This window comes from Aerococcus urinaehominis, assembly GCF_001543245.1.
GTDB lineage: Bacteria > Bacillota > Bacilli > Lactobacillales > Aerococcaceae > Aerococcus > Aerococcus urinaehominis.
The window spans coordinates 956,857-978,969 of sequence record NZ_CP014163.1; the positions used below are offsets into that span (position 1 = coordinate 956,857).

The window sequence follows — 22,113 nt, forward strand, 5'->3', positions numbered from 1 at the left end:
TTACAAATTCATTATAAGCGATTTGTAAGATTATGCAAGCACTTTCATAGATTTACATAGCCGTCTTTTGAGCCATATAATTCTCTAGACGCTCAAAATTAGTTTGCAAGAAATCTTCATCAACTTGGTAAGGCAGCGTGTGGACCTGGCTGCGCCGGTTCATCCGCTGGGCCAAGTCGCGCGCTAAGTCCTGGTCTAGGACAATCCCCATATCAGCCAGAGCGCACGGCAGGTTAAGCGGCCTAAAGAAGTCCTGTAGGCGGTCAATCTCCGACCACTTTTCTTCAGCTGCTAGCTGAAAGAAGATGCCATAAGCCACAATCTCACCATGGTTATACTGGTGGATAGCCGGCAGGGCTGCCGTCAAAGCATCATGGGCCGCATGGGCTAGGGTCACACGAGCATACTTGTTAGCGAAACCGCCTACCAAGCCAGCCACTGCCATAATCATTTCTGATACCTGTTTAAAGGCCGGGGTAACTTGACCAGCTGCCATATCGGCAATGGCTTGTTGGGCCTGGTCAAACATGATATCCCGACACATAATTGTCGTTTGCCGGGCCAAGATAGGAAAGGCTTCTAGTTGGAACTTTTCCTGGGAGAGAATGGCATCAGACTCATACCACTTGGCCATGGTATCTGCAACACCAGCGATAAAAAGCCGCTGGGGGGCATCAATAATTAAGCGCGGATCGGCTAGCATAAAAACAGCTTGGCGGTCTTCATGTTCCGAAATTTCTTCAGCGCTACCATCTTCCTTGTACATCACAGAAATCGGCGTCCAAGGGGCGCAGTTAGAGGCCAAGGTTGGCACCACGCCATAAGGGATATTACTGATAGCTGCTGCTTGTAGGGTAACATCACAAATCTTGCCGCCACCGACGCCGATGACAAAGTCAATGTGGTGACTTTGGATGATTTGAGCCAGGCGGTTAGCTTCCACATAGGAACACTCGCCCCGGTGTTTTTCTTCATAAATAGTGAGTTTACTGCGATAAAGTTTAGCTAAATAAGGTTGCGCCTTTTGCCAGGACACCTGGCCGTGAACCAACAAGATACGCTGGGCACGGTGGGCCTGCAAAATACCAACCATATCGTCAAGGGCACCCTCATGGTATTGGTAGACCTGGGGACCAACCTTGACCTTTAAATCATTTAACAAGGTGATAACTCCATTCTCTTTTAAGAATTAGTTAAATATTAGCATATACAAACTGGTTAACAAAGCAAATTTGCTAGTGTTTGCCCAAGTCGATCACGGTAAACGCTTAAATATAAATCAAAAGAACAAGCTTAGTATTTTAGCAATCTTACAGCCCCCTATATATATAAATGATCTGGTTGAGTCACTTTAAAATATGACTATTTCGACTATGATCAAAAAAACACTAATTTTGGTTAAAATTACAGCATCACTTGACTAAAAATCTTCCTGAAAGACTGCTAATCATTAGGGGATTAATCACCCTTTCCTAATTCGAGATGAAGAACGGCTGATTGAAGAAAGACCGCGCCTTGTTGCTTACAATATTGATAAAATAAATTTGTAATCGATTACTTCAAGTTGAATCACTAATGTTACCATTTATTTTAAGGACTTGTTAGCCTTGCTAGTATGTTATACCTAGAAAGGAGTGGGTAGTGTGCAAGAAGCAGCAAAATATATGCGAATCTATGTATGGATGCGATCATTTATCAACCTAATTGGCATAACGAGCTTTGCTTGGGACATCTTTCTAGTAGCTGCTGTCGATTTATTCACTAACTACGACGATTTCCACCAAAAATTGCACGAAAATAAAAGTTTAATCTACGCCTTTAGCCAATTTATCTGGCGTGGCTACGTTTTTTTAACCGGACTAGGCATGTTTACCAAGTTACTAAGAACAGGCCAGTTAATTTGGCAAGCAAGCGATGTCCTGTATGAACTTGGCTTTGTTGCGGTCCTAAGTTTACCTTTTACTATAATCATCTATATCGCCATTAGAAGGGGAGATATCTAATGAAAATCTTACATGAAACATCTATTAATGAGGGGTTACTACTGCAAATTAAAGGCGGTGGTAAGCGAACTGATATTGCAGCTGGTATATTACATGGCGCTGCTGCTGGTTTTAAAGTTTGTCCCGCCGGCTATAAGACTGCTTGTGCTGTAGCTATTGGCGCAGCGGGAGCAGCTTATAGCGCTTGGGGAAATTAGATCTTATCATTATATAAAACAACCTTGTATAGCCCCATCTTGCATGAACCACCTCCATTAAGTAAACAATAATATAAATAAATACTGAGACCGCCTATACTAGTTGTATAGGTGATCTTTTTTATATCCGTATCTTTGATTCCATTTTTTAAAGAAATCAGATGAGCTACATCTTCTATACTAAATTAATACATAAAAATCCCCCTAAAGTAGTTTACCTTAGGGGAAGCACATTAAATTCTAGATTCTCTCATTATATGAATATTGGCATCACTGTCGAGTTAGTTAACTATGCCTGCACAGCTTGCCTGTAAAGAGCTATCATTTTTTCCTGATAGCTACGATAACTGGCAACCATTAGCGGGCTGGTTACGACAGTGGCTAGCAGCATAAAACATAGTAAAGGGGTCAGGCTAGCACCTGCTACACCTGGCTGGCGTAAAGGAGCTAGGAAAATCGGGTAGCCCAATAACAACATAGCTAGTTGCAGACCTGCAATTTTAAAAGAGCAAGTCAAACGGTAGCCACATATTTGCCAACGGTGACCCTTGGCTAGCTGCTGACTCTCTGCCAGTAATTTTCGTGAGCCACTGTCAGACCTATCCATCAACAGGTATGGCGCTAGGCTATAATCCAATGACTTGATCACGCCAGGAACCACCAATAGTAATGACCATAAGCCCACTTTCACACAGGTAACTAGTTGTAGAAAGACGAAGCGACTTAGGTAACTGGTAGGCTCCTGCCTAGAACCAGCAAACAACCGCCATAAACCAAGCGCCAAGACTAACTGTGCCAAAATATTAGCTAGTAGCCCCCAAAACTCATAGAAGCTCGTTAAGTAGACATTAGCCATTAAAAGTATTAGTAAATAGATCGCCAATAAACGGTTGGTTGTTAAAGTGAGTTTCATTTTCAAAGCTCCTATTTCTCTTAAATTTTTATTGGTAAACCTGAGCTGGACAATAAACGGCTGGGAATTTAATGCTTTGGGCAATTTCGGGCCTCATCTTACCGCTAGCAACTAAGTCAGCTATCCGAGCTTGCTGAGCCCTAATATTGGCACATAGATTGCCACCACGAACTAGTCCTAGCTGACGATTATCGAGCTTATTCATCTGAATCACCTCCTGTCTGGTCTTGGCCATACATGGCCTGATAAAGTTCAGACTGCTGTAATAGAGTTTGCTGGTCACCGTCACCAACAATCCGTCCCTGGTCTAATAAAATCACCCGGTCAAATTGGGCAACCAAGGGTAGATGATGGGCAATAAAAATAATGGTCTTGTCTAAAGAAAGTAAGTAACTAACCACCTGCTTTTCTAGGATGGGATCCATGGCACTAGTCGCCTCATCTAAGATATAAATATCTGCATCCCGTAACAAGGCACGAGCTAGGACAATCCTTTGTTTTTGCCCACCTGATAAGTTTTGACCCCCTTCTTCGAGCGGTTGGTCTAGCCCCAGCGAATGACTCAGGGCAAAATCTCTTAAGTCCAACTGATTCATGACATATTCAATGCGGCCGAAGCTAATCTGGTCCTCTTGGTCCAAGACCAAGTTATTATACAAACTCCCCTTTATAATAAAATTATCCTGGGGCAGGTAATAAATTCGCTCGCGAAGCGATTGAATTTTCAAATCATTAATAGCAAGGTCCTCAAAACAGATTTGACCAGTTTGGGGACGATGGAGGGCAACTAGGAGTTTGGCCAGGCTAGACTTACCAGACCCGCTAGGCCCTACCAAGGCTACTTTTTGCCCATAAGGGATGGTTAAATTAATATCTTCTAAGGTAATTTGATTAATATTATAGGCGAAGGACAGTTGGCAGATACTGATCTCCTTCTTCAAGTTATTCGTATAAATCCCATACTGGTTGCTTGCATACTCACTGTCAATTTCCAGGACCTCATTTAAACGCTGGTTGGCAACACCAGCTTCCTGGAGACTAGCTTGAAGCTTGAAAATATTTTGCAAGGGACCAGTAAAATAAACAACTAGGGCATTGTAAGTGATTAATTGCCCCAAAGTCAGCTGGCCTTGCATCACCAGATAAGCGCCATACCACAAGGTCAGGCTAGTTGTTAACAAACCAACCAATTCTTTGATACTTTCTTGCTTAATCTCTAAAACAGCTGTAATGAGCGCATCCCGCATGGTAACTAAAAACTGAAATCTTACTGCCTGCTTAGCAGCAGTCGTATAGTTATTGGTTTTTAGGCTCTCGATTCCTTGTAAGTATTCAATAATCTTAGCGTTCAATTGACTTTGACTGGACATTTCTTCTCTGTTGGCCTGATCGAGTGGCTTAACAAATCGGTAGATGGCCAAGAAATAAAAAGGCAAAGAGAGTAAAGTTAATAAAAATAAAAAGCCATTTTGCCAGGCTAGTGTTAACCCAACAATAACCGCCATCCCAACATCTAAAACCAGGGTGATAGATGCTGAGCCTAGAGCATTGACAATTTTATTGGCATCTAAGAAGCGAGAGATAATGTCACCGGCCTGGCGGTTAGTAAAAAAATCTAAGGGTAGGTCTAAAACATGGTTAAAATAATCTAACATAATTGTTTGGCTCATCTCTTGACCCAAAATTACCAATAATTTGCTCCGAATGTATTTAAAAATGACCATGGCCAAGTAGGCAGCTAATAAACCTAGAGAAAAAACATTTAGCCAGTGATAGTTGTTCCGAGGAATTAATTGGTCAATCAGTACTTGAAAATAAAAAGAAGACCCAATGCTAATAGCGATGACCACTATTGAAGCCAAAATAATTTTAGCCAGCAGGATTTTATTATCCATAATCAGTGAGAAAAACTGTGATAGCCCTTTACTTTTATGAACTTGGATTTGATAATTTTCTCCTGGCGTCGGAATCAAGAGGACACCCGTCCAAATACTTGCAAAGTCAGCCAAGCTCATCTGTATTTTAGCTTCAGCCGGATCAGCAATTAACAGTTGGTCACCCTCTAGACCATAGACAACTAGGTAATGGAGTTGGTCACCTTCTTTAATGACATGGGCGATGGCCGGGAAGGACATGTCCGGATCTTGCCAAACAGTATTATCAGCCTCAACTGCCAAACAATCAAAGCCATAGCCCTCTAAGGCTATTTTCAGACCATAGGCAGAAGTCCCCTGCTTATCTGTACCTGATTCTCGTCTTAACCGGTGTAAGGGCACCTGGCTGCCGTAATGGGCTAGGACCATGGCCAAACAGGCAACACCACAATCACTCTGGTCCTGTTGGGCAATAAATTTAAATTTAGCCATCTATAGCTCCCCCAAATTTTAAATCAGTTTTAGCTTATTCTATCTATTTAAAAACAAAACTGTGATAATCCTTCCTAAACTGCTATTAATTTTTCATGAATCGAACAGCATAGTATATTTAACTAACTTATTCACAGTTTAAGAAGAAAAAAAGTAATTTAATGAAGGTTTTTTCTAAGAACTTAAAATCTTGTTATACTAAAGATGTAATCGATTACTAAACGAACCTTGGCAACCAATGGAAGTTTTGTTAGTTAGCTAAGCCTAGTGAAAGGAGGTCGTCATAATGAATTTTACAAAATTAGAAGATCAATCACTAAAATCAATTCGAGCCGGCCATAATAAGTGGCAGCAATTAGGAGAGGTGACTAAAGGAATGGTTGAGGTTGGTGCTGGTGGTGCAGCTTTAGGTAGTGTAGTCTGTGGACCTGGTTGTGCCGTTCTAGGTGGTTTAGCAGGTGTCGCTGTAGGTGGCGCCACAGGTGCCTTAGATGCCCAAAATTAAAAAATTAAATTTTAAAAGGAGGTTGGCCCTATGACAAAAGCAGCAAAATATATGCGTATCTATGTCTGGATTAGATTGTTGATCAACCTGCTAGGCATAACGAGCTTTGCTTGGGATATCCTTCTAGTAGCTGCTGTCCACTTATTTACCAGCTACAAAGATTTCCACAAAATTTTTCAAGCAAACAAAAACATGACCTATTTCTTCAGCCAAGCAATCTGGCGTGGCTATGTTGATTTAACTGGAGTAGCTATGCTTATCAGATTATTACAATCAGGTCAACTGTCCTGGCAAGCCAGTGATATTATTTATAACTTTGGTGGTATTATTTTGTTAAGTTTAATTTGTACTGGAATTACTTATATAGCTGTTAGAAGGGGAGATATCTAATGAAAATTTTACATGAAAAAACTATTAAAGCAGAAAGACTACTAAAAATAAAAGGCGGTGGTAAGCGCACTGATGTGGCATCTAATATGCTGTCGTGGGCTGCAGCTGGCTACCGCATTTGTCCCGCCTATAAACCGGTCTGTGCCGTAGTTGGAGGAGCAGCCGGTGCAGCTTATGGCGCCTGGGGTAATTAATAATAAGTAAACAACATAAAAAAACTTCGCTGAGCAACTCGCTAGCGAAGTTTTTTATGTCTTATGTTTAGCTAATACAAATTTTTCTAACGCCACTTTCTTGCTGGCTGAGAAGGGTAATTGGTCACCATTATCAAGCGTGAGCAATCGCTTGTCACCATCAACCAAACGAATTTTATCGGGATTGATTAGGGTGCTACGACTAATACCAAATAAGTCTTGGGGATATTCCCTTTGGTAGGCTTTAATTTTGCCATAGAACTGATAATGCCCGGTCTCTGTCACCAGTTCCAAACGGTGGGGCAGCGATGAGATCTGGATATAAATCACCTCATCAATTAAAAATCGATAGACTTTGTTGCCTATTTTAAAAGAAATCATAGGATCCTCTTGATTTGAAACGCTATTTTCTTGGTCCGTGATCAAATTTAAACACTGGAAAATTTCTTGACGCATCACCTCTTTATCACCCTTTTCAACTAGGGCAAAGGGTTCTACCTTGCGCTTCAAGACCATAGGAGCATATTTAGTATGGCTGGTAATAAAAATAATTTTACCAAAGGGATCTATCTGGCGAATCGCTGTTGCTAAATCAATGCCATTGGTGTCAAGGTTGCCTAATTCAATATCTAGAAAATAAACACCCAGTCTCACTTGATCTGCCTGAATCTGATTAAATAAGTCAGCTGGATCTGGACTGAAGCCCCCCATTTTATAAGCATGGTTATGAAAAAGGACATAATCTTTAATGATATCAGTAATATCTAGTAGCTGGATAGAATTATCGTCACAAATATAGATTGAGTGCATAAAAACCTCCTAAGGGGCTGTGATAATCAATTGAACAGAAAAAGTGTTAGCTTGATTTTCAAGATGTATAAAAAGATTAGGATATTTCTTGGCGATACGCCGCAAATTAGACAAACCCAAACCCGTATGATTGGCTTTACTAGAAAAGCCCTTAATTTGAATTTTTTCTAAATCAATCGCTTGATTTAAAGAGTTTTCAATATAAATTTCAATTTGATTGCCTTCTAAATAAAACAAGATATTGATTTGACGAGCCTGGTTCTGATCAGCTACCGCCTCAAGCGCATTGTCTAATAAAATTCCTAGAATACGAATCAGGTCATAGTCAGCAAGATAAAAATCCTGTATATTATGCGGACATTCAAAATAAACCAAGACTCCCTTGTCTGCAATCAAATAGAATTTTTCTAGTAGCAGGGCTTTTACATAAGGATTTTTTACCTTAGTAAGATCTAAAATTTTATCATTTTTGATATCTAACTCTCTTTTTGAGTAGCTATCCAAGCCTGCTACAAATTCTAATAAATCATCTATACGATTATCATTCAAAAGAGATTTAACAGTAGTCAATAGATTCTTATAATCATGCCTAAAGGCCCTTATTTTATCTTGGCTTGCTTCTAGTTGGTCTACATATTTAGCCATATTATCTAGTCGAGCCTCCATTAACTTATGCTCGTATTCTCTCCTGTTATTTTGCAAGATAACAAATACAAACACTGCCACAACTATAATCTGCAAAACAAAAAAATAGAAAGACTCCTGTACCCGATTTTGAGAACCTGCACTCGTAGGAAGTATAATATTATTGTAGAACCCAAGTATGTTCAGCAAAGCGAATATACTATAATTAACCAGAGGAAGTAGCGGATTTTTAAAATATGGCGAATTGATGTATCGCTTTGTCACAACTAAAGTCAAAATACACACTAGCAAACTAGGGATTAATCGCTTCAAGTAGTCAAAAAATATTATTTGCGAAACATCCTCTATTGCTTGACTCATCAAATAATTTCCTGCCACATAATCAAAGCATTCCAAAATAAATTGTGGCATTAGTGTAGCAAAAATGATCTGTGATGACTCCCTTTTTTTGAATTATATAAAAAGAAAAGGAATATGGCATAGAGAATATCGATTAAATTTACGGTATTAAAAGGCAATAAATTGAGTAGTGAATTAAGAAAAATAAAAGGATATATGCTTACTAGGCCAATTCCAATTTTTCTTAATTTAAAATCATCTAACAGGTAAGCTGTTCCCAAACATCTAGATTAAGTCCATATAATTGTGTAAAAAGAAAAACCATAATAATCTTTTTTGGTTACAATGTAATTGGCTAAAACACATTGAAAGGAAGATTATTATGGCTCAACTAAATATTACCCTAAACTTAGAAGAAATTACAGAGGCAGTTCTAAACAGTGATATGGATCAGATGATGAAGTCCCTAACTGTAACCATCTTTAATGCCTATATGCAAGCAGAGCGTGAGGAATTTATTAATGCTAAGCGCTATGAGCGCACAGATGACCGGAAAGATTATCGTAATGGCTCCTATAAAAGAAACTTTAAAACAAAGGTAGGGACTGTTGAACTGGATGTCCCTCGGACACGATCAGGAGAATTTGATACCAAGCTATTCGATAAATATCAACGTATGGACAAGGCCTTTGTGGCTGTTTTAACCGAAATGTATATTAATGGGGTCTCAACACGCCGTATTAAGAAGGTTGTTGAAACACTCTGTGGCGAAGGTGTTTCTAAATCATTTGTCTCTTCAGTAAATAAAAACTTGGACCCTGCTGTTTTCGAATTTAAAGGGCGTTCCCTAACACATACGAATTTTCGATATGTTTATGTCGATGCCATGTATATTAAAGTTCGCGAAAACCATCGTTCTGTCTCTAAAGGTGTTTATATTGCTCAGGGTATTAACGATGATAATCGTCGCGAAATTATCGGCTTTATGATTGCTGATAATGAATCAGAAGAAAACTGGAAGAACTTCTTCCTTGATTTAAAGGCCAGAGGCCTAACTAAACCAACATTAATTATATCTGACGCCCACAAGGGACTAAAATCAGCGATTAGTAATCAATTTTTAGGCACTACCTGGCAACGGTGTACGGTTCATTTTCTACGTAATATTTTAGCTCATTTTCCAAAAAAGGATTGCAGTCATGAGAGAAGTCTTCTAAAGAGAATATTTAATGCTGATAGTCAACAAAGAGCGCGAGAGTTAAAATTTGAATTTGTAGAATACGTTAGTGGCAATGAGAAATATGACAAAGCTGTTAATACGCTAGAGGAAGGCTTCGAAGATGCTATCCCATACTTATTAGAACCCACACCTTATCGCGTTTCACTGAAAACAACTAACAGTCTAGAAAGGCTAAATCGAGAAATTAGAAGAAGAGAGAAAGTTGTCGGCCTCTTTCCTAATATAGAGGCTGCGGAGCGACTTATAGGAAGTGTATTGCTTGATTTGCATGAATATTGGGAGACATGTCCTCATAAATTCTTTAATAACATAGTCTAAATATTTATACCCACCAATTACATTCTATAATTTACACAAGATTGTGGACTTGACAAACATCTAAAAGCAAAAACGGCTACTATTCTTAATAAAAAGGCCCAAAGTGTCATATCTATACTACTTATTTGATACGGCATTGTCTTAATAGATTAAAAATCAGCGCACAATTTTTTTCTTTAGAATTAGCCTGGTTATAGTTGAAAACGCCACCTTTAATTAATTTAAGTTGATTAATTGCTATTTTTTTCAAAATAAACACTCCTTTAATATTTAAAATTCTGCACTAAAAATTCATTTCAATGGCACGATAGTATATAATACTCACTTCTTACTAGATATATATTAATTGTCAAAAAAATATTTAGCTACTCAATCATCTTATCAGTAAATGAGTACTACTTTATAGCCCCCCCCTCACAAACCATTCAAGAGATAAATTCAAGAACTAAATACTTGCATTCAGGAAACATTCTCCCTTCTCTCAATATAGTTGTTATAATAATGTTGTAAGCAGTTACAAAGTTTTTTGAAAGGAGCTTTCCGATGCAAAATGATAAGTCATTACCTGATGAGTGGTTAAAAAAGTCCGTGGTGGTTCCAATGATTACATCTGGACCCAAATAGGTCGGCATGCTGGTAATTTTATGAATTGTATGGACAAGCCTGTTAGCACCGACCCCTTCGTTTCTGCCGGTTACTGTATTGGTCCAAAATGAGTGATTTAAACTAGGAGGATTATCATGAAAAAATATCATACCTTGAAAAAATCAGAATTGATGCAAATCAAAGCTGGAGGTGCTGCTTTGAATATTATCTCAACCATTGGTAGTTTTCTTATAGCTGACGCTTGGAGACATAGCGATCAAATTAGGGAGGGCTACCAACAAACGCGCCACTAGTAACATATAAATGAAGGATGATTACTATGAAAAAGGGATTAATTGAGGATTTAAAAGTGATTATAGCAACCTTCATCTTTGGTCTAGCCTGGCTGCTAATCACTAGCTACATATCAGGAAGTCAACCTCTGCTAGTAGCTGAAGATTATAAATTTCTCTTTACCTATACCTTTATTGTATCGGTCGTGTTCATAGGCAGCCGTCTAATTAAAGGTCAAAAAACTAATAAAAGTAATTAATTAAAGTAGCCCGCAACCGGGCTACTTTTATATTTTCAGCGCAAGATCTGCTAAATTAGTCCCCAATCTATCAGGCACAAATTTTACCATAACAGGCCCGCAACCAATCCCAGGCTTTCTTTAGGTCCTGAACGCCTCCAAAGCCCGCTTTAACTTGTCTGAGCTCTTGATTAGATAAAGTTTTCATCAACTTCCCCCTCCTTTAATTGTATATACAATTCCATAATAAACCAAGTCTGTTTTAACTCTGATTAGTCTTCTTAAATCTGCTTTTTTTATTCCTGAACGAAAACTGTTGGTATCATTAGCTAACAAAATAGCACCCTAGCGAAACTATCCTGCTAAGGTGCTATTTTTACCTACTGATATTAGGGTTGCGGTGCACCCTCCCAAACTGGGATAGATGAACCATTGGACATTTCATCGATGATCTTAGCGACTTGGTCGGTTTGATAGTACTTAATAATCGTTTGGAAAATTTCCTCGTCCTGGCGGTCACCCCGAGCTGCAATAACATTGTAATAAGGTTTAGAGCTCTCAGCCACTGGCTCCAAGTAAATTGAATCTTGGGTTGGGATAAAGCCAGCATCAGTAGCCATATCATTGTTAACCAGGGCGATGTCGACATCATTTAATGAGCGCGCCGTTTGGTTGGCAGCCATAGAGGTAAACTGAAGGTTTTTAGGATTTTCAGTAATATCATTGATAGTTGGTAAGAGACCCTTGGCTGGATCCAGCTTGATTAGGCCAGCCGTTTGTAAGAGTAAGAGGGCCCGGCTCTCGTTAGACACATCATCAGGAACCGCTACCTTGGCGTTATCAGCTAATTGGTCTAGACTAGTAATTTTTTCAGAGAAGACCCCCATAGGATTAAGGGTGGTATAGGCAATGGTCGTATTGGTATAACCCGATTCCTTGTTAACCTCTTCCATGAAAATTTCAGTCAAGGCTGAATGAAGGTCAATTGAACCATCTTCAAGGGCCACAATTGGCGCCCGGTAGTCAGTAAACTTAACGAGCTCCAAATTGATATTTTCCTTGTCGGCTAATTCTTTTTGGATGTATTCCCACTGGTCATTCTTTTCCCCAACTACCCCTAAGCGGACAGTAGTTGCCTCACTGGAACCGGAAGAACCACAGGCAGCTAGGACAAAGGTGACAGCTAAAAATAGGGCAAGTAGTTTCTTTTTCATTTTGTTAATTTCCTTTCGCGCGACTGGTTTGGTAATCAGTCTTAATTTTTTGACGTAAATTGTCATCAGTATAAAGGTCAAGGGCTGTCCGAGCTAGCAGTTCGGCGGCTAGGGCAATCGAAGCTAAGCCCTTATCGCTTTTGGCAGCTGCTTTAAATTCGCTTGAGTGACCAGCAATATAGTCATCTGATATCGAGATATAAGGCTGGATCGTCGGAATCACCTGGCTCACATTACCAACATCTGATGAACCCAGGCCCTTGTCAACTGGATTTTCCTCAATATCACAATCCGGGATGTCTAGTGCTTTAATATGGTTGAGAAAGACCTGGTCAAAACTAGGTGTTTTTATCATATCGTCACAGGCATTTTGAAAGAGGCCAAACTGATAAGTCGTACCGGTTGCTTGGGCAGCCCCGGCAACCACATTTTCTACTTTTTGGTAGACCTGGTCCAGGGTGGCCCGGTTTTTAGCCCGCAGATAAAAGCGGGCTGAAGTATAGTCGGGCACCACATTGGCAGCTTGACCCCCATCGGTAATGACACCGTGGATATTGACATCCTTGGGCATGGAGAATCGCAAACTATTGATACCATTAAAGGCTAGAATCATAGCATCTAGGGCCGAAATTCCCTTTTCTGGGGCAGCAGCTGCGTGGGATGACTTGCCGAAAAATTCAATATCAACCGGATCATTAGCCAAGAAGGCTGAGGTCGGTTGGTACTTGTGGCCGGGATGGGCGCAGAGAGCAAAATCGACGTCAGCAAAGAAGCCATGTCTCACAAAAGACCCCTTGGCTGACCCATTCTCGCCGCCCTCTTCGCCTGGCGTCCCATAAACCCGGACTTGGCCCCCCAAGTCATCAATCACCTGCTTAATAGCAGCGCCAGCTAAGCAGGAATAGTTGCCAAAGAGATTGTGGCCACAGGCGTGGCCAATACCGGGCAGGGCATCATACTCCGCCAAGAAGGCAATGGTTGGTCCGGGCTGACCAGAATCATAGTAGGCAGCAAAAGCTGTTCGGTGACCAGCCACATCCCGGACCACTTTAAAACCAAGCTGGTCTAATTGGTCAGCCAAGACCTGCTGGCTATGAAATTCATAGTTAGAAACTTCGGGGTGGGCATGAATATCCAAGGCTAAATCCTGGTAAATTGGCGCTTGCTTGCTAATATAGTCATGAATTTTTTCTTGATAGTCGCTTAACATCAGGCACCTCCTCTTATTAGTCGACTAATAGTAACTGCTATTTACGGCCAAATTGTTCCCAAGCTGGCACATTAGCACCCTTAGAGGTCTCTTGGATGGCTTGGGCCGTTTTATCCGTTTGGTAAGCGTCAACTACTTTTTGATAGACTTCATTGTCCTGGTCTTCAGCTCGGGCCACGATGATGTTGACATAGGGTTTAGAATTCTCATCAACCGGCTCAGAGAAAATGGCATCACTTTCCGGATTTAAACCAGCATCGACAGCCATGCCGCTATTAATAACTGAGATGGTCACATCACCTAGGCTGCGGGCTGTTTGTGAAGCATCGACCTCGGTAATCTTTAGGTTTAGCGGGTTTTCCGTAATATCAGAAACTGTCGGTGTAATGCCCTTAGCTGGATCAACCTTAATCAGACCCGCTGACTGTAAAAGTATTAGGGCCCGACCACCATTAGTCACATCAGAAGGTATGGCCACTGTGTCCCCGGCTTTAACCTCTTTGATATCTTGCACTTGGTTAGAGTAGATGGCTAGTGGGGCAATCACGGTATTACCGATAGACACCAGGTCAGTGCCAAATTCCTCATTAAAATTATCTAAAAAGATTTGGTGTTGGAAGGAATTGAGGTCAATATCACCTTCAGCTAAAGCCTTATTAGGCTGGCTATATTCGGTAAATTTGACATACTCAAGCTCAATCCCATCTGCAGCTAGGTCTTCCTTAACGCTATCCCAGACATCCGTGTCTTCACCAATAATACCTAACTTAACAGTTTGGTCAGCGCTATCTCCTGATTCTCTACCTCCACCGCAAGCAGCCAGACTCAGACCTGTTGCAAATAATAATGATAGCTTTAATAATTTTTTCATCTTAATTATCCCCCTTAAATAAAAAAAGCCCCTTTACTGGAGACCAGTAAAAGGACGACGTATCGTGTTACCACCTTTAGTTCAGAAGCCAAAGCTTCCCTCAAACCAACCGCCAAACGATTGGCGCTGATTTTAACGGTTCAGCTACCGGCCCAGCCTCATATCGACTAGACAACCTCCAAGACCATCTTCAGCTAATCACCATCTCATTTCTTTCACCAACCGAAATGTCTCTAAAATAGGTCCTTAACTTACTCTTCTTTTCATAGGTATGCTTCATTTGATTAAATATTATTATAGGAGATAGCCCTAACAGGGTCAACATGATAGCCGTCACCCTTTTTGCATCATCAGTGATCGTTTTATATAATCACATAAGTTTTTTGCTATTTGTTTAGGGCTTGCCTTATAATAAGAATAAAATACCCAGGAGGAAAATTTATGTCTACTAGTCCACAAAGAATGGCCCAAATGTTTACTTTTATTGCTCTATTTTCAGTTGTTTTTGGCTATACCATCGATAGCAATAGTCTGCAATTTTTATTCAATGTTATTCTGCCTATCGCCATGTATATCGCTAGTTTTGTCGTCCTATTCAAAGGCCGGGTCCAAGCAACTGACGCTAAAATTTCTTATTATGGCGGTGCCTTTATCGTAGCTATCGGACTGATTATCCAGTTTGTGATCTTAAAATAATAGCTTAATTTTTTATTCATTCTAATATAAAATATAATACGCTTATATTTTCAAAATGATTCTAATCTATTATTTGACTTATTTATTTAAAGGACTTACAATTAATTTGTAGCAATAAGTTAATTTATAAAGGAGTCGATTCAAATGGCATTTGATTATAAAGACCACGGTAAAGAACCTTATGTTGTTAATATTGATGACTATACGACCGAAAATGAAAATTACCGCACCACTATCTGGACTGGTGAAAAATTGCAAGTAACGGTGATGTCAATTGCGGTTGGTGATGATATCGGCTTAGAAGTCCACCATGGCATTGACCAATTTATCCGTATCGAAGCTGGTCAAGGCCTCTGCCAAATGGGTGAAGCCGAGGATGACCTCAGCTTTGAACAAAAAGTAGCTGCTGATGACGCTATTTTTGTCCCGGCTGACAAGTGGCATAATGTAACCAACACTGGTGACGAACCTTTGAAACTCTATACCGTTTACGCAGGCCCTGACCATGTGCCGGGCACGATCCACGAAACCCACCAAGATGCAGAAAATGATCCCAATGAACACTAATTAACACGCAAAGGCCCCGCCTATCATTAGAGATAGGCGGGGCCTTTTTATTTGGATTAATTGCTACTAGATGCAAGCTAATCTAGTCTTCAATTAAAGCTAGCGCTTGGTCAAGGTGGTGGAGAACTTTTTCCTTTCCTAGTACTTCAATCGTTAAACCAATAGATGGGCCATGAGCTTCACCAGAGGTAGCTACTCGAATTGGCATATAAAGGTTTTTACCCTTAATGCCAGTTTCTTTCTGAACCGCCTTGATGGCAGCCATAATATTGGCTTCGGTAAAATCATCTACTGCTGCTAGTTTATCTTTGAAGTTTACCAAGAGGTCGGCTACCCCTTCACCTTGTAGAATTTCCTTGGCATCATCAGCTATGGCCAGTTCATCTTGGAAGAACATATCTGATAAAGGCACGATCTGAGCCGCGTAAGACATCTCATCCTTGTAAAGCGATACTAGTCGTTCTGTCCAAGCTAATTCCTCAGCACTCGGCTTAGCTGAAATACGACCTGCTTCTTGGAGGTGGTCTATGGCTAACTTAGCTACCGTTTCCTCATCAGCAGCCTTCATATAACGGTTGTTAATCCACTCTAATTTCTTATTATCGAAGCCAGCCGCTGATTTACCTAGCCGGTTTTCGTCAAAAATTTCGATGAGTTCCTCTTTAGAGAAAATTTCCTCTTCTCCCTGCGGTGACCAGCCTAAAAGGGCTATAAAGTTAAACATGGCCTCTGGTAGATAGCCTAAATCCCGGTATTGCTCAATAAATTGGATAATTGAAGCATCCCGCTTAGATAATTTTTTACCTGTTTCGGTATTAACAATTAAGGCCATATGACCATAAATCGGATGGTCCCATCCTAGGGCATCGTAAATCATCATTTGTTTAGGTGTATTAGCCACATGGTCATCGCCGCGCAAGACATGGCTAGTAGCCATCAAGTGGTCATCTACAACAACTGCAAAGTTATAGGTTGGGGAACCATCATTTTTTAGGATAACAAAGTCACCAGAAATGTCCTTAGATTCAAAAGAAACTTCACCCTTAACCATATCCTCAAAACGATAAGTCTGTCCCTCTGGAATACGGAAGCGTACAGTCTCAGGGCGACCTTCTTGACGGGCTTGATCAATATCGGCCTGGCTCCGGTCACGCCAAACACCAGTATAATGCGGCATCTCGCCACGCGCCTTTTGAGCTTCTCGCTCAGCTTCTAATTCTTCTTCAGTATCAAAAGCATAATAGGCATCACCTTGGTCAATCAACTGTTGGATATATTTAGCATAAATATCATCACGCTCAGATTGACGATAAGGACCGTATTCACCTGGATTATTAGGCCCCTCATCCCAGTCAATACCTAGCCATTCTAAGTTGCTAAGTTGACTCTCTTCACCACCATCGATATTCCGTTTTTTATCAGTATCTTCAATCCGAATAATGAAGTCACCACCATGGTGACGAGCAAATAAATAATTAAATAGAGCCGTCCGGGCATTACCAATGTGTAGGTAGCCGGTTGGACTTGGTGCATAGCGCACCCGGATTTTTTCAGTCATAAAAATCTCCTTTTCAAAAGTCATTCCTGGTTTATTTTAGCATATCCGAAGGCAAAGAAAAAGAAGGGCTACTGCCCTTCTTTGGCTACTATTAAGCCAGTTTAGCAAAAATCATGCGGCCAGCGTTGGTTTGAATTGCCGAAGTCACTTCTACTTGTACATACTCATCAAGATGGTCACGGCCATCTTCAACAACAATCATCGTGCCATCATCTAAATAACCGACACCCTGGCGGCGTTCAGAACCAGCCTTAATCAAGTGAACCGACATTAGTTCACCCGGTAAGACAACTGTCTTGAGAGATCCGGCTAATTCGTTAACATTAAGGACCTTAATCTTGTGAATTTGACTGACTTTATTAAGATTGTAGTCGTTAGTCACCACCACACCGTCAATCTTCTCCGCTAAACGTAGGAGTTTTAGATCAACTTCTGGTTCATCCTCAAAATCGCCTCGGAAAAATTCAATTTGAACATCCGGTAAGTCTTGTATCTGGTTTAAAATATCCAAACCGCGTCGACCGCGAACCCGCTTGTTACTGTCAGCCGAATCGGCTATATACTGGAGTTCCTTTAGGACAAAGTTAGGCACCACGATGATGCCTTCAACAAAACCAGTCTTTATCACATCAAGAATGCGGCCATCAATAATGACGCTGGTGTCTAGTATTTTAAAAGCTTGAAAATGCGCTTGGTCAGCCAACTTGGCAAAAGTCTCAGCCTCCCTGGTTTGAGGCAGGATGTCAGGTAGCTGGCTATTTTCATCCGTCTGGTCTTCTTCTTGGGCTTGGTTGGCTTCTTTAGTAACAATATTTTCTACTATATCGCGCATATCCTGACGCGGTCTAGTAAAGATATTTTGGATATCTTCAGACCGAGATGAGGTTAAATAATAACCCAAAGCACCCAAACTGACAGTTGTCACAATTGGTAAGATATTCCCGATAAAAGGTATGCGCAAGGCCACCAGCGGGATATTAATCAGCCAAGCGATCAATAGCCCCATAATTAAACCAATAATCCCAATCGTAAAATCAACAATAGAAATTTGCCTAATACCGGCATCCAATTGCTTGGCCAAGCGGCGGAAATAGGGGCTCAATAGTTGCATAAGTATAAGAAAAATAAGTGCGCCGATGATCATGTTAATGAGGGTATGGTTGATCAGACTGTTTGCTAGGCCACTTGCTTGCCAAACTAGTGGCAAGAGATAATACCCCAGGCTTGCACCCACTAATATTAATACCGCTTTAAATAAGTTAGACCATATTTTTTTACTCACTGTGTCACCCCCTTTCTAATTTTTACTATTGTAGCCTACTTTCACTATTTTTTATAGCATTTACCTCGGGAAAATTGTTTGCAAGACTTCTCTCAGGGTAGTTACCCCAAGTACCTTGATTTTATCAAAATGCTCTAGCCCGTCTAAATTGCCTTTAGGAATAAAAATCCGTTCAAAACCGAGTCGCTCAGCTTCTTGGATTCGATCAGCAATGCGGCTTACCCTTCTGATTTCACCAGTCAGGCCTATTTCGCCTACAAAACAATCACTAGCTTGGGTCTCTTTTTCCCAATAAGAAGAGGCAATCGCCACAGCAATTGCTAAGTCAATAGCGGGTTCATCCAAACGCACCCCGCCCGTTGATTTGAGGTAGGCATCTTGGTTTTGCAACATGAGGCCAGCGCGCTTTTCTAAAACAGCCATAATCAAGGTAACCCGGGAATAATCTAGACCGGAGGCGGTTCGTCGCGCATTACCAAAAGCCGTCGCCGTTAGCAGGGCCTGAATTTCAGTTAGAATTGGTCTGGAACCTTCCATGGAGGAAACCACAGCTGATCCATTAGTGCCAGCCAAACGTTCTTCTAGAAAGAGCTGACTAGGATTAGCAACCTCAACCAGACCAGAGGACTGCATATCAAAAACACCAATCTCATTGGTTGAACCAAAGCGGTTTTTAACAGCTCGTAAGATTCTAAAGGTATTATGCTTCTCGCCTTCAAAATAAAGGACCGTATCCACCATATGCTCTAATATCCTCGGACCAGCAATATTCCCCTCCTTAGTAACATGGCCAACAATAAAGATAGCAATATTATCGCCCTTAGCAATCCGCATCAATTCAGCTGTTGTTTCCCTAACCTGGGATACTGACCCAGCGACACCAGTTGAATCCTCATTATGCATGGTTTGCACCGAGTCAATCACCACATAATCTGGTTTCAATTCTCGAATCCAGGCCTTGATTTCATCCATATTTGTCTCAGCGAAAACATAGAAATCAGCACCAGCCATGCCTAACCGGTCTGCCCGCAGCTTAATTTGCTGGGTACTTTCCTCTCCGGAAATATACAGGACTGTGCCGCCAATTTGGCTGAGTTGCATGGAAACTTGCAAAAGTAGGGTGGATTTGCCGATACCAGGATCGCCACCGATTAAGACTAAGGAACCGGCAACCACCCCGCCGCCAAGCACGCGATTGAGCTCGGCCAAACCCGTCTGAATACGCTCTTCAGTTTGGCTAGAAACTGCACCAATTTTTTGTGGCTTATTATGGTTACCAGCTCCGGGACGGTGGTCAGGATGAACGATATCTCGTCCACCAATCCGCTCCTCTTCCATCTGATTCCAAGCCCCACAATTTGGGCACCGACCCAACCAACGTGGTGATTCATAACCGCAAGCCTGGCAGACATACTTACTAGTGCGCTTTTTTGCCATTAAACATCCATCCTTTTTTAAGACTCATCAGATGAGCCAAAGCCACCCGAACGCTCTTGGGCTGTACTGGTATCATCATCATCTGTTGCTAAAAAGTTTAGAAAAATCCCTTGGGCAATACGGTCCCCTTTTTGGATTGTAATATCACGTAGGCCAAAATTAAGTAATTGTACATAAATGTGACCTTCATTATTTTTATTATTGTAGTAATCACTATCAATAATACCGACCCCATTGGGTAGGGTTAAAAAGCGCTTAAGCGGGTTAGAAGACCGACATGTGAGTTGTAAATACTCTTCTTCACCCATATAAGCCTTCAGACCAGTCGGTACTAGGGTCGGCTTCATCACCTCTTCTTTAATCGCTTGCTTAAAGTTTTTAGCTGCCTTAAACATAGACCAATCTTTGGCCACATAGCTAACTACCGTTGACCAGATACTAGGGATAGTAACTGTTTCACCCGCTGCAATATCATAGCCTGCCGCCCGCTTGGTTGCTCGCTTAGGTAATTCAATCCCTTGATCTTGATAACTAGTAATTACTTCAAAGCCACGCCTTCTCATCTATTAAGCACTCCTTTATTAATTAATCAATTATTTTAAATTGTTTTGGGTCCAGATAGAGATGCCACCAGCTGGGCAGGAAAATTCACCGTAGCCACTATCATCAATCGTCACTTCCTGGTCGCTATAAGCCAAGTAGTCTATCCAGACTTGACCGGCCTTATCTTGACCCACATACATTTTCTTAAAACCTGCATCACCATTGGAGCAAAGGAGGGCTAGACCATCAGGATGGTCAGCATCACCCAAGCGACTAAAGCCCACACAATTACCGTGGTCAAAGTAGTCCTCCTGGTCGCCATAAGCCCGCTCAGTCCGTAGGGTCATCATCTTATCAATGTCAGCTTGGTAGCCATTTTCTTCATCTACCTGACTTAGACCGTAATAATCACCATAAAAAACACATGGTAGCCCTTCCTTATGCATCAAAATAATACCATATGCAATTGGCTTAAACCAGGGTTGTACCCAAGAAGCCAGGGACTGACCAAGCTGGGTATCATGATTATCGACGAAGGTTACAGCTTGTTGGGGCTTGAGTGTTAAAAGCGTATTATCGAGCAGCTTGGCCATATCGTAATTAGCCCCCGCCTCTGAGGCTTCCTTAAAGTGGAAGTGGAGCATGACATCAAAAAGATCTAGCTGGTAGTCTGTATCTTTGAGATAGTTTTCTAGATCGTGGTAGTGGTATTTCCAGTATTCACCAATCGCATAAAAGTCCTCATTGACCTCGCTTGCCACCTTGGCAATACTTTCGATAAAACCATCATCAATATGCTTAACAGCATCAAAACGGAAACCATCAACACCCGTTGTCTCTAAAAACCACTTGGTCCATTTTTTGATTTCTTCGACAGTATCTTCACGATCGTAGTCAACATCAGCTCCCATCAAGTAATCATAATTAGCCTTTTCATTGTCAACATTTTCATTATCAGCCCAGCCCTTGCCTTCACCAGCCACCATATAGATGCCCGATTTATCACGAGACTGATCGTAATCAACACCTGAAAAGTGATACCAGCGCCATTCGAAATCAGAATATTTGCCTTGGCGACCCGGGAAGGTAAAGTGGGTCCAAGCTTCTATTTCATGAGCTTCTTCGATTACCTTGTTGCGGTCATTGGGGTCCATTTCATAGGCTGGAAACTTCTCCAGCTCATCGGCCCCCATCCGGTGGTTGAGCACCACATCAGCTAAGACGGATATCCCTTGCTCTTGTAAGGCCTTAATAGCATTTAAATACTCTTCTTTAGTCCCATACTTGGTTCGCTGAGCCCCCTTCTGATCAAATTCACCCAAATCATAAAGGTCATAGACTCCATAACCAGTATCGTTGGTCCCCGTTCCCTTAGTAGCTGGAGGCAGCCAAATATGACTAAAGCCAATATCGGCCAGGTGTTTAGCATCTTCGGCCGTATTTTGCCAATGCTTGCCATCATCAGGTAAGTCAAATTCAAAATATTGGATTAGTGTCCCGTTAGTCATGATAATCTCCTTTTTATAAAAGCCAGTTACTCTTAGTAACCATTATACTATATCTCCAGAAAATTCACTCAATTCAAAGATTCAAGCTAGCAAGACATATGTCAATCCTTGTAAATCTGGTATAAGTAGAATAGGCCTTTCCTTTATTAATAAAGGTATTTTCGCTAAAATAAAGACAGCATAACAAAGG

The 22,113-nt window shown here is 41.1% G+C and carries 24 protein-coding genes and 1 other annotated feature; of the genes, 10 read left to right on the top strand and 14 right to left on the bottom strand.

Annotated features, from left to right (window positions below; translation table 11 throughout):
* Nucleotides 1-52 precede the first annotated feature (52 nt).
* Entirely contained in the window at nucleotides 53-1,162 is a 1,110-nt protein-coding gene (locus AWM75_RS04325) for an iron-containing alcohol dehydrogenase family protein (protein ID WP_067978697.1), read from the bottom strand.
* Nucleotides 1,163-1,643: 481 nt separating this feature from the next.
* On the opposite strand from AWM75_RS04325, the gene AWM75_RS04330 reads away from it, so the two are divergent.
* Together AWM75_RS04330 and AWM75_RS04335 are read left to right on the top strand one after the other, a co-directional pair.
* Nucleotides 1,644-2,003, top strand: coding sequence for a hypothetical protein (locus AWM75_RS04330; RefSeq protein WP_067978700.1), 360 nt, complete (start codon nucleotides 1,644-1,646; stop codon nucleotides 2,001-2,003).
* The gene (locus tag AWM75_RS04335) at nucleotides 2,003-2,200 is read left to right on the top strand and encodes a hypothetical protein (protein ID WP_067978703.1); all 198 of its coding nucleotides are present in this window, start codon (nucleotides 2,003-2,005) and stop codon (nucleotides 2,198-2,200) included. Before AWM75_RS04330 ends, AWM75_RS04335 begins: the two co-directional genes overlap by 1 nt.
* Nucleotides 2,201-2,489: 289 nt before the next feature.
* On the opposite strand, the gene AWM75_RS04340 is transcribed toward AWM75_RS04335, so the two are convergent.
* Genes AWM75_RS04340 through AWM75_RS04345 form a run of 3 tightly spaced genes read right to left on the bottom strand, consistent with a single transcriptional unit; the run spans nucleotide 2,490 to nucleotide 5,479 of the window.
* Nucleotides 2,490-3,113 (bottom strand): DUF975 family protein, encoded by a 624-nt coding sequence (locus tag AWM75_RS04340; protein ID WP_067978704.1) that lies wholly within the window; start codon nucleotides 3,111-3,113, stop codon nucleotides 2,490-2,492.
* A 28-nt stretch (nucleotides 3,114-3,141) separates the two neighbouring features.
* Nucleotides 3,142-3,318: a hypothetical protein gene (locus AWM75_RS08750; RefSeq protein WP_158320158.1), complete on the bottom strand. Its 177-nt coding sequence runs from the start codon at nucleotides 3,316-3,318 to the stop codon at nucleotides 3,142-3,144.
* Complete coding sequence (locus AWM75_RS04345; RefSeq protein WP_067978706.1) at nucleotides 3,311-5,479, bottom strand: peptidase domain-containing ABC transporter; 2,169 nt, start codon at nucleotides 5,477-5,479, stop codon at nucleotides 3,311-3,313. Before AWM75_RS04345 ends, AWM75_RS08750 begins: the two co-directional genes overlap by 8 nt.
* Nucleotides 5,480-5,765: 286 nt before the next feature.
* On the opposite strand from AWM75_RS04345, the gene AWM75_RS04350 reads away from it, so the two are divergent.
* Genes AWM75_RS04350 through AWM75_RS04360 form a run of 3 tightly spaced genes read left to right on the top strand, consistent with a single transcriptional unit; the run spans nucleotide 5,766 to nucleotide 6,568 of the window.
* Entirely contained in the window at nucleotides 5,766-5,984 is a 219-nt protein-coding gene (locus AWM75_RS04350) for a hypothetical protein (protein ID WP_067978707.1), read from the top strand.
* 30 nt (nucleotides 5,985-6,014) lie between these two features.
* Complete coding sequence (locus AWM75_RS04355; RefSeq protein ID WP_067978708.1) at nucleotides 6,015-6,374, top strand: hypothetical protein; 360 nt, start codon at nucleotides 6,015-6,017, stop codon at nucleotides 6,372-6,374.
* Nucleotides 6,374-6,568 (top strand): Blp family class II bacteriocin, encoded by a 195-nt coding sequence (locus AWM75_RS04360; RefSeq protein WP_067978711.1) that lies wholly within the window; start codon nucleotides 6,374-6,376, stop codon nucleotides 6,566-6,568. The genes AWM75_RS04355 and AWM75_RS04360 overlap by 1 nt, the downstream gene beginning before the upstream one ends.
* Nucleotides 6,569-6,622: 54 nt before the next feature.
* Here the strand turns inward: AWM75_RS04360 and AWM75_RS04365 are convergent, their stop codons facing one another.
* Together AWM75_RS04365 and AWM75_RS08610 are read right to left on the bottom strand one after the other, a co-directional pair.
* Nucleotides 6,623-7,378 carry a LytR/AlgR family response regulator transcription factor gene (locus AWM75_RS04365; protein ID WP_067978714.1) on the bottom strand — a complete coding sequence of 252 codons (756 nt, stop codon included), beginning with the start codon at nucleotides 7,376-7,378 and terminating at the stop codon, nucleotides 6,623-6,625.
* Nucleotides 7,379-7,387: 9 nt separating this feature from the next.
* Nucleotides 7,388-8,434 carry a sensor histidine kinase gene (locus AWM75_RS08610; RefSeq protein WP_082702052.1) on the bottom strand — a complete coding sequence of 349 codons (1,047 nt, stop codon included), beginning with the start codon at nucleotides 8,432-8,434 and terminating at the stop codon, nucleotides 7,388-7,390.
* A 310-nt stretch (nucleotides 8,435-8,744) separates the two neighbouring features.
* Between AWM75_RS08610 and AWM75_RS04375 the strand changes: the two genes are divergently transcribed.
* The 3 genes from AWM75_RS04375 to AWM75_RS04380 all read left to right on the top strand — a co-directional run bounded on the left by AWM75_RS04375 (nucleotide 8,745) and on the right by AWM75_RS04380 (nucleotide 11,058).
* Nucleotides 8,745-9,920: an IS256 family transposase gene (locus tag AWM75_RS04375; RefSeq protein WP_067977262.1), complete on the top strand. Its 1,176-nt coding sequence runs from the start codon at nucleotides 8,745-8,747 to the stop codon at nucleotides 9,918-9,920.
* 740 nt (nucleotides 9,921-10,660) lie between these two features.
* A complete protein-coding gene (locus AWM75_RS08700; RefSeq protein ID WP_143236682.1) occupies nucleotides 10,661-10,819 on the top strand; it encodes a bacteriocin in 159 nt (52 codons plus the stop codon).
* A 26-nt stretch (nucleotides 10,820-10,845) separates the two neighbouring features.
* Nucleotides 10,846-11,058, top strand: a complete 213-nt coding sequence (locus AWM75_RS04380; protein WP_067978719.1) for a hypothetical protein — start codon at nucleotides 10,846-10,848, stop codon at nucleotides 11,056-11,058.
* Between the two features lie 368 nt (nucleotides 11,059-11,426).
* On the opposite strand, the gene AWM75_RS04385 is transcribed toward AWM75_RS04380, so the two are convergent.
* Genes AWM75_RS04385 through AWM75_RS04395 form a run of 3 tightly spaced genes read right to left on the bottom strand, consistent with a single transcriptional unit; the run spans nucleotide 11,427 to nucleotide 14,332 of the window.
* A complete protein-coding gene (locus tag AWM75_RS04385) occupies nucleotides 11,427-12,251 on the bottom strand; it encodes a MetQ/NlpA family ABC transporter substrate-binding protein (RefSeq protein WP_143236683.1) in 825 nt (274 codons plus the stop codon).
* Nucleotides 12,252-12,255: 4 nt separating this feature from the next.
* The gene (locus AWM75_RS04390; RefSeq protein ID WP_067978721.1) at nucleotides 12,256-13,461 is read right to left on the bottom strand and encodes a M20 family metallopeptidase; all 1,206 of its coding nucleotides are present in this window, start codon (nucleotides 13,459-13,461) and stop codon (nucleotides 12,256-12,258) included.
* Nucleotides 13,462-13,498: 37 nt separating this feature from the next.
* Nucleotides 13,499-14,332 carry a MetQ/NlpA family ABC transporter substrate-binding protein gene (locus AWM75_RS04395; protein WP_067978724.1) on the bottom strand — a complete coding sequence of 278 codons (834 nt, stop codon included), beginning with the start codon at nucleotides 14,330-14,332 and terminating at the stop codon, nucleotides 13,499-13,501.
* Between the two features lie 47 nt (nucleotides 14,333-14,379).
* Nucleotides 14,380-14,608, bottom strand: a binding site (T-box leader).
* A gap of 165 nt (nucleotides 14,609-14,773) precedes the next feature.
* Between AWM75_RS04395 and AWM75_RS04400 the strand changes: the two genes are divergently transcribed.
* Both AWM75_RS04400 and AWM75_RS04405 read left to right on the top strand, forming a co-directional pair.
* Entirely contained in the window at nucleotides 14,774-15,028 is a 255-nt protein-coding gene (locus tag AWM75_RS04400) for a hypothetical protein (RefSeq protein ID WP_067978726.1), read from the top strand.
* Between the two features lie 144 nt (nucleotides 15,029-15,172).
* Nucleotides 15,173-15,595 (top strand): cupin domain-containing protein, encoded by a 423-nt coding sequence (locus tag AWM75_RS04405; RefSeq protein ID WP_067978728.1) that lies wholly within the window; start codon nucleotides 15,173-15,175, stop codon nucleotides 15,593-15,595.
* Nucleotides 15,596-15,677: 82 nt separating this feature from the next.
* Here AWM75_RS04405 and gltX read toward each other — a convergent pair whose 3' ends face one another.
* The 5 genes from gltX to AWM75_RS04430 form a co-directional block, all read right to left on the bottom strand.
* On the bottom strand, nucleotides 15,678-17,153 hold the full coding sequence (gene gltX, locus AWM75_RS04410; RefSeq protein ID WP_067978731.1) for a glutamate--tRNA ligase: 1,476 nt from the start codon (nucleotides 17,151-17,153) through the stop codon (nucleotides 15,678-15,680).
* A 91-nt stretch (nucleotides 17,154-17,244) separates the two neighbouring features.
* Complete coding sequence (locus AWM75_RS04415) at nucleotides 17,245-18,435, bottom strand: PIN/TRAM domain-containing protein (RefSeq protein WP_067978732.1); 1,191 nt, start codon at nucleotides 18,433-18,435, stop codon at nucleotides 17,245-17,247.
* A gap of 60 nt (nucleotides 18,436-18,495) precedes the next feature.
* A complete protein-coding gene (radA, locus tag AWM75_RS04420; RefSeq protein WP_067978735.1) occupies nucleotides 18,496-19,872 on the bottom strand; it encodes a DNA repair protein RadA in 1,377 nt (458 codons plus the stop codon).
* 17 nt (nucleotides 19,873-19,889) lie between these two features.
* Nucleotides 19,890-20,435: a dCTP deaminase/dUTPase family protein gene (locus tag AWM75_RS04425; protein WP_067978738.1), complete on the bottom strand. Its 546-nt coding sequence runs from the start codon at nucleotides 20,433-20,435 to the stop codon at nucleotides 19,890-19,892.
* Nucleotides 20,436-20,465: 30 nt separating this feature from the next.
* Entirely contained in the window at nucleotides 20,466-21,923 is a 1,458-nt protein-coding gene (locus tag AWM75_RS04430) for an alpha-amylase (RefSeq protein ID WP_067978741.1), read from the bottom strand.
* Between the last annotated feature and the right edge of the window lie 190 nt (nucleotides 21,924-22,113).

Coding starts and splice junctions, on each gene's coding strand:
- AWM75_RS04335 (WP_067978703.1), top strand. CDS start 2,003: ATGAAAATCTTACATGAAACATCTATTAATGAGGGGTTACTACTGCAA.
- AWM75_RS04340 (WP_067978704.1), bottom strand. CDS start 3,113: ATGAAACTCACTTTAACAACCAACCGTTTATTGGCGATCTATTTACTA.
- AWM75_RS08750 (WP_158320158.1), bottom strand. CDS start 3,318: ATGAATAAGCTCGATAATCGTCAGCTAGGACTAGTTCGTGGTGGCAAT.
- AWM75_RS04345 (WP_067978706.1), bottom strand. CDS start 5,479: ATGGCTAAATTTAAATTTATTGCCCAACAGGACCAGAGTGATTGTGGT.
- AWM75_RS04350 (WP_067978707.1), top strand. CDS start 5,766: ATGAATTTTACAAAATTAGAAGATCAATCACTAAAATCAATTCGAGCC.
- AWM75_RS04355 (WP_067978708.1), top strand. CDS start 6,015: ATGACAAAAGCAGCAAAATATATGCGTATCTATGTCTGGATTAGATTG.
- AWM75_RS04360 (WP_067978711.1), top strand. CDS start 6,374: ATGAAAATTTTACATGAAAAAACTATTAAAGCAGAAAGACTACTAAAA.
- AWM75_RS04365 (WP_067978714.1), bottom strand. CDS start 7,378: ATGCACTCAATCTATATTTGTGACGATAATTCTATCCAGCTACTAGAT.
- AWM75_RS08610 (WP_082702052.1), bottom strand. CDS start 8,434: ATGCCACAATTTATTTTGGAATGCTTTGATTATGTGGCAGGAAATTAT.
- AWM75_RS04375 (WP_067977262.1), top strand. CDS start 8,745: ATGGCTCAACTAAATATTACCCTAAACTTAGAAGAAATTACAGAGGCA.
- AWM75_RS08700 (WP_143236682.1), top strand. CDS start 10,661: ATGAAAAAATATCATACCTTGAAAAAATCAGAATTGATGCAAATCAAA.
- AWM75_RS04380 (WP_067978719.1), top strand. CDS start 10,846: ATGAAAAAGGGATTAATTGAGGATTTAAAAGTGATTATAGCAACCTTC.
- AWM75_RS04385 (WP_143236683.1), bottom strand. CDS start 12,251: ATGAAAAAGAAACTACTTGCCCTATTTTTAGCTGTCACCTTTGTCCTA.
- AWM75_RS04390 (WP_067978721.1), bottom strand. CDS start 13,461: ATGTTAAGCGACTATCAAGAAAAAATTCATGACTATATTAGCAAGCAA.
- AWM75_RS04395 (WP_067978724.1), bottom strand. CDS start 14,332: ATGAAAAAATTATTAAAGCTATCATTATTATTTGCAACAGGTCTGAGT.
- AWM75_RS04400 (WP_067978726.1), top strand. CDS start 14,774: ATGTCTACTAGTCCACAAAGAATGGCCCAAATGTTTACTTTTATTGCT.
- AWM75_RS04405 (WP_067978728.1), top strand. CDS start 15,173: ATGGCATTTGATTATAAAGACCACGGTAAAGAACCTTATGTTGTTAAT.
- gltX (WP_067978731.1), bottom strand. CDS start 17,153: ATGACTGAAAAAATCCGGGTGCGCTATGCACCAAGTCCAACCGGCTAC.
- radA (WP_067978735.1), bottom strand. CDS start 19,872: ATGGCAAAAAAGCGCACTAGTAAGTATGTCTGCCAGGCTTGCGGTTAT.
- AWM75_RS04425 (WP_067978738.1), bottom strand. CDS start 20,435: ATGAGAAGGCGTGGCTTTGAAGTAATTACTAGTTATCAAGATCAAGGG.
- AWM75_RS04430 (WP_067978741.1), bottom strand. CDS start 21,923: ATGACTAACGGGACACTAATCCAATATTTTGAATTTGACTTACCTGAT.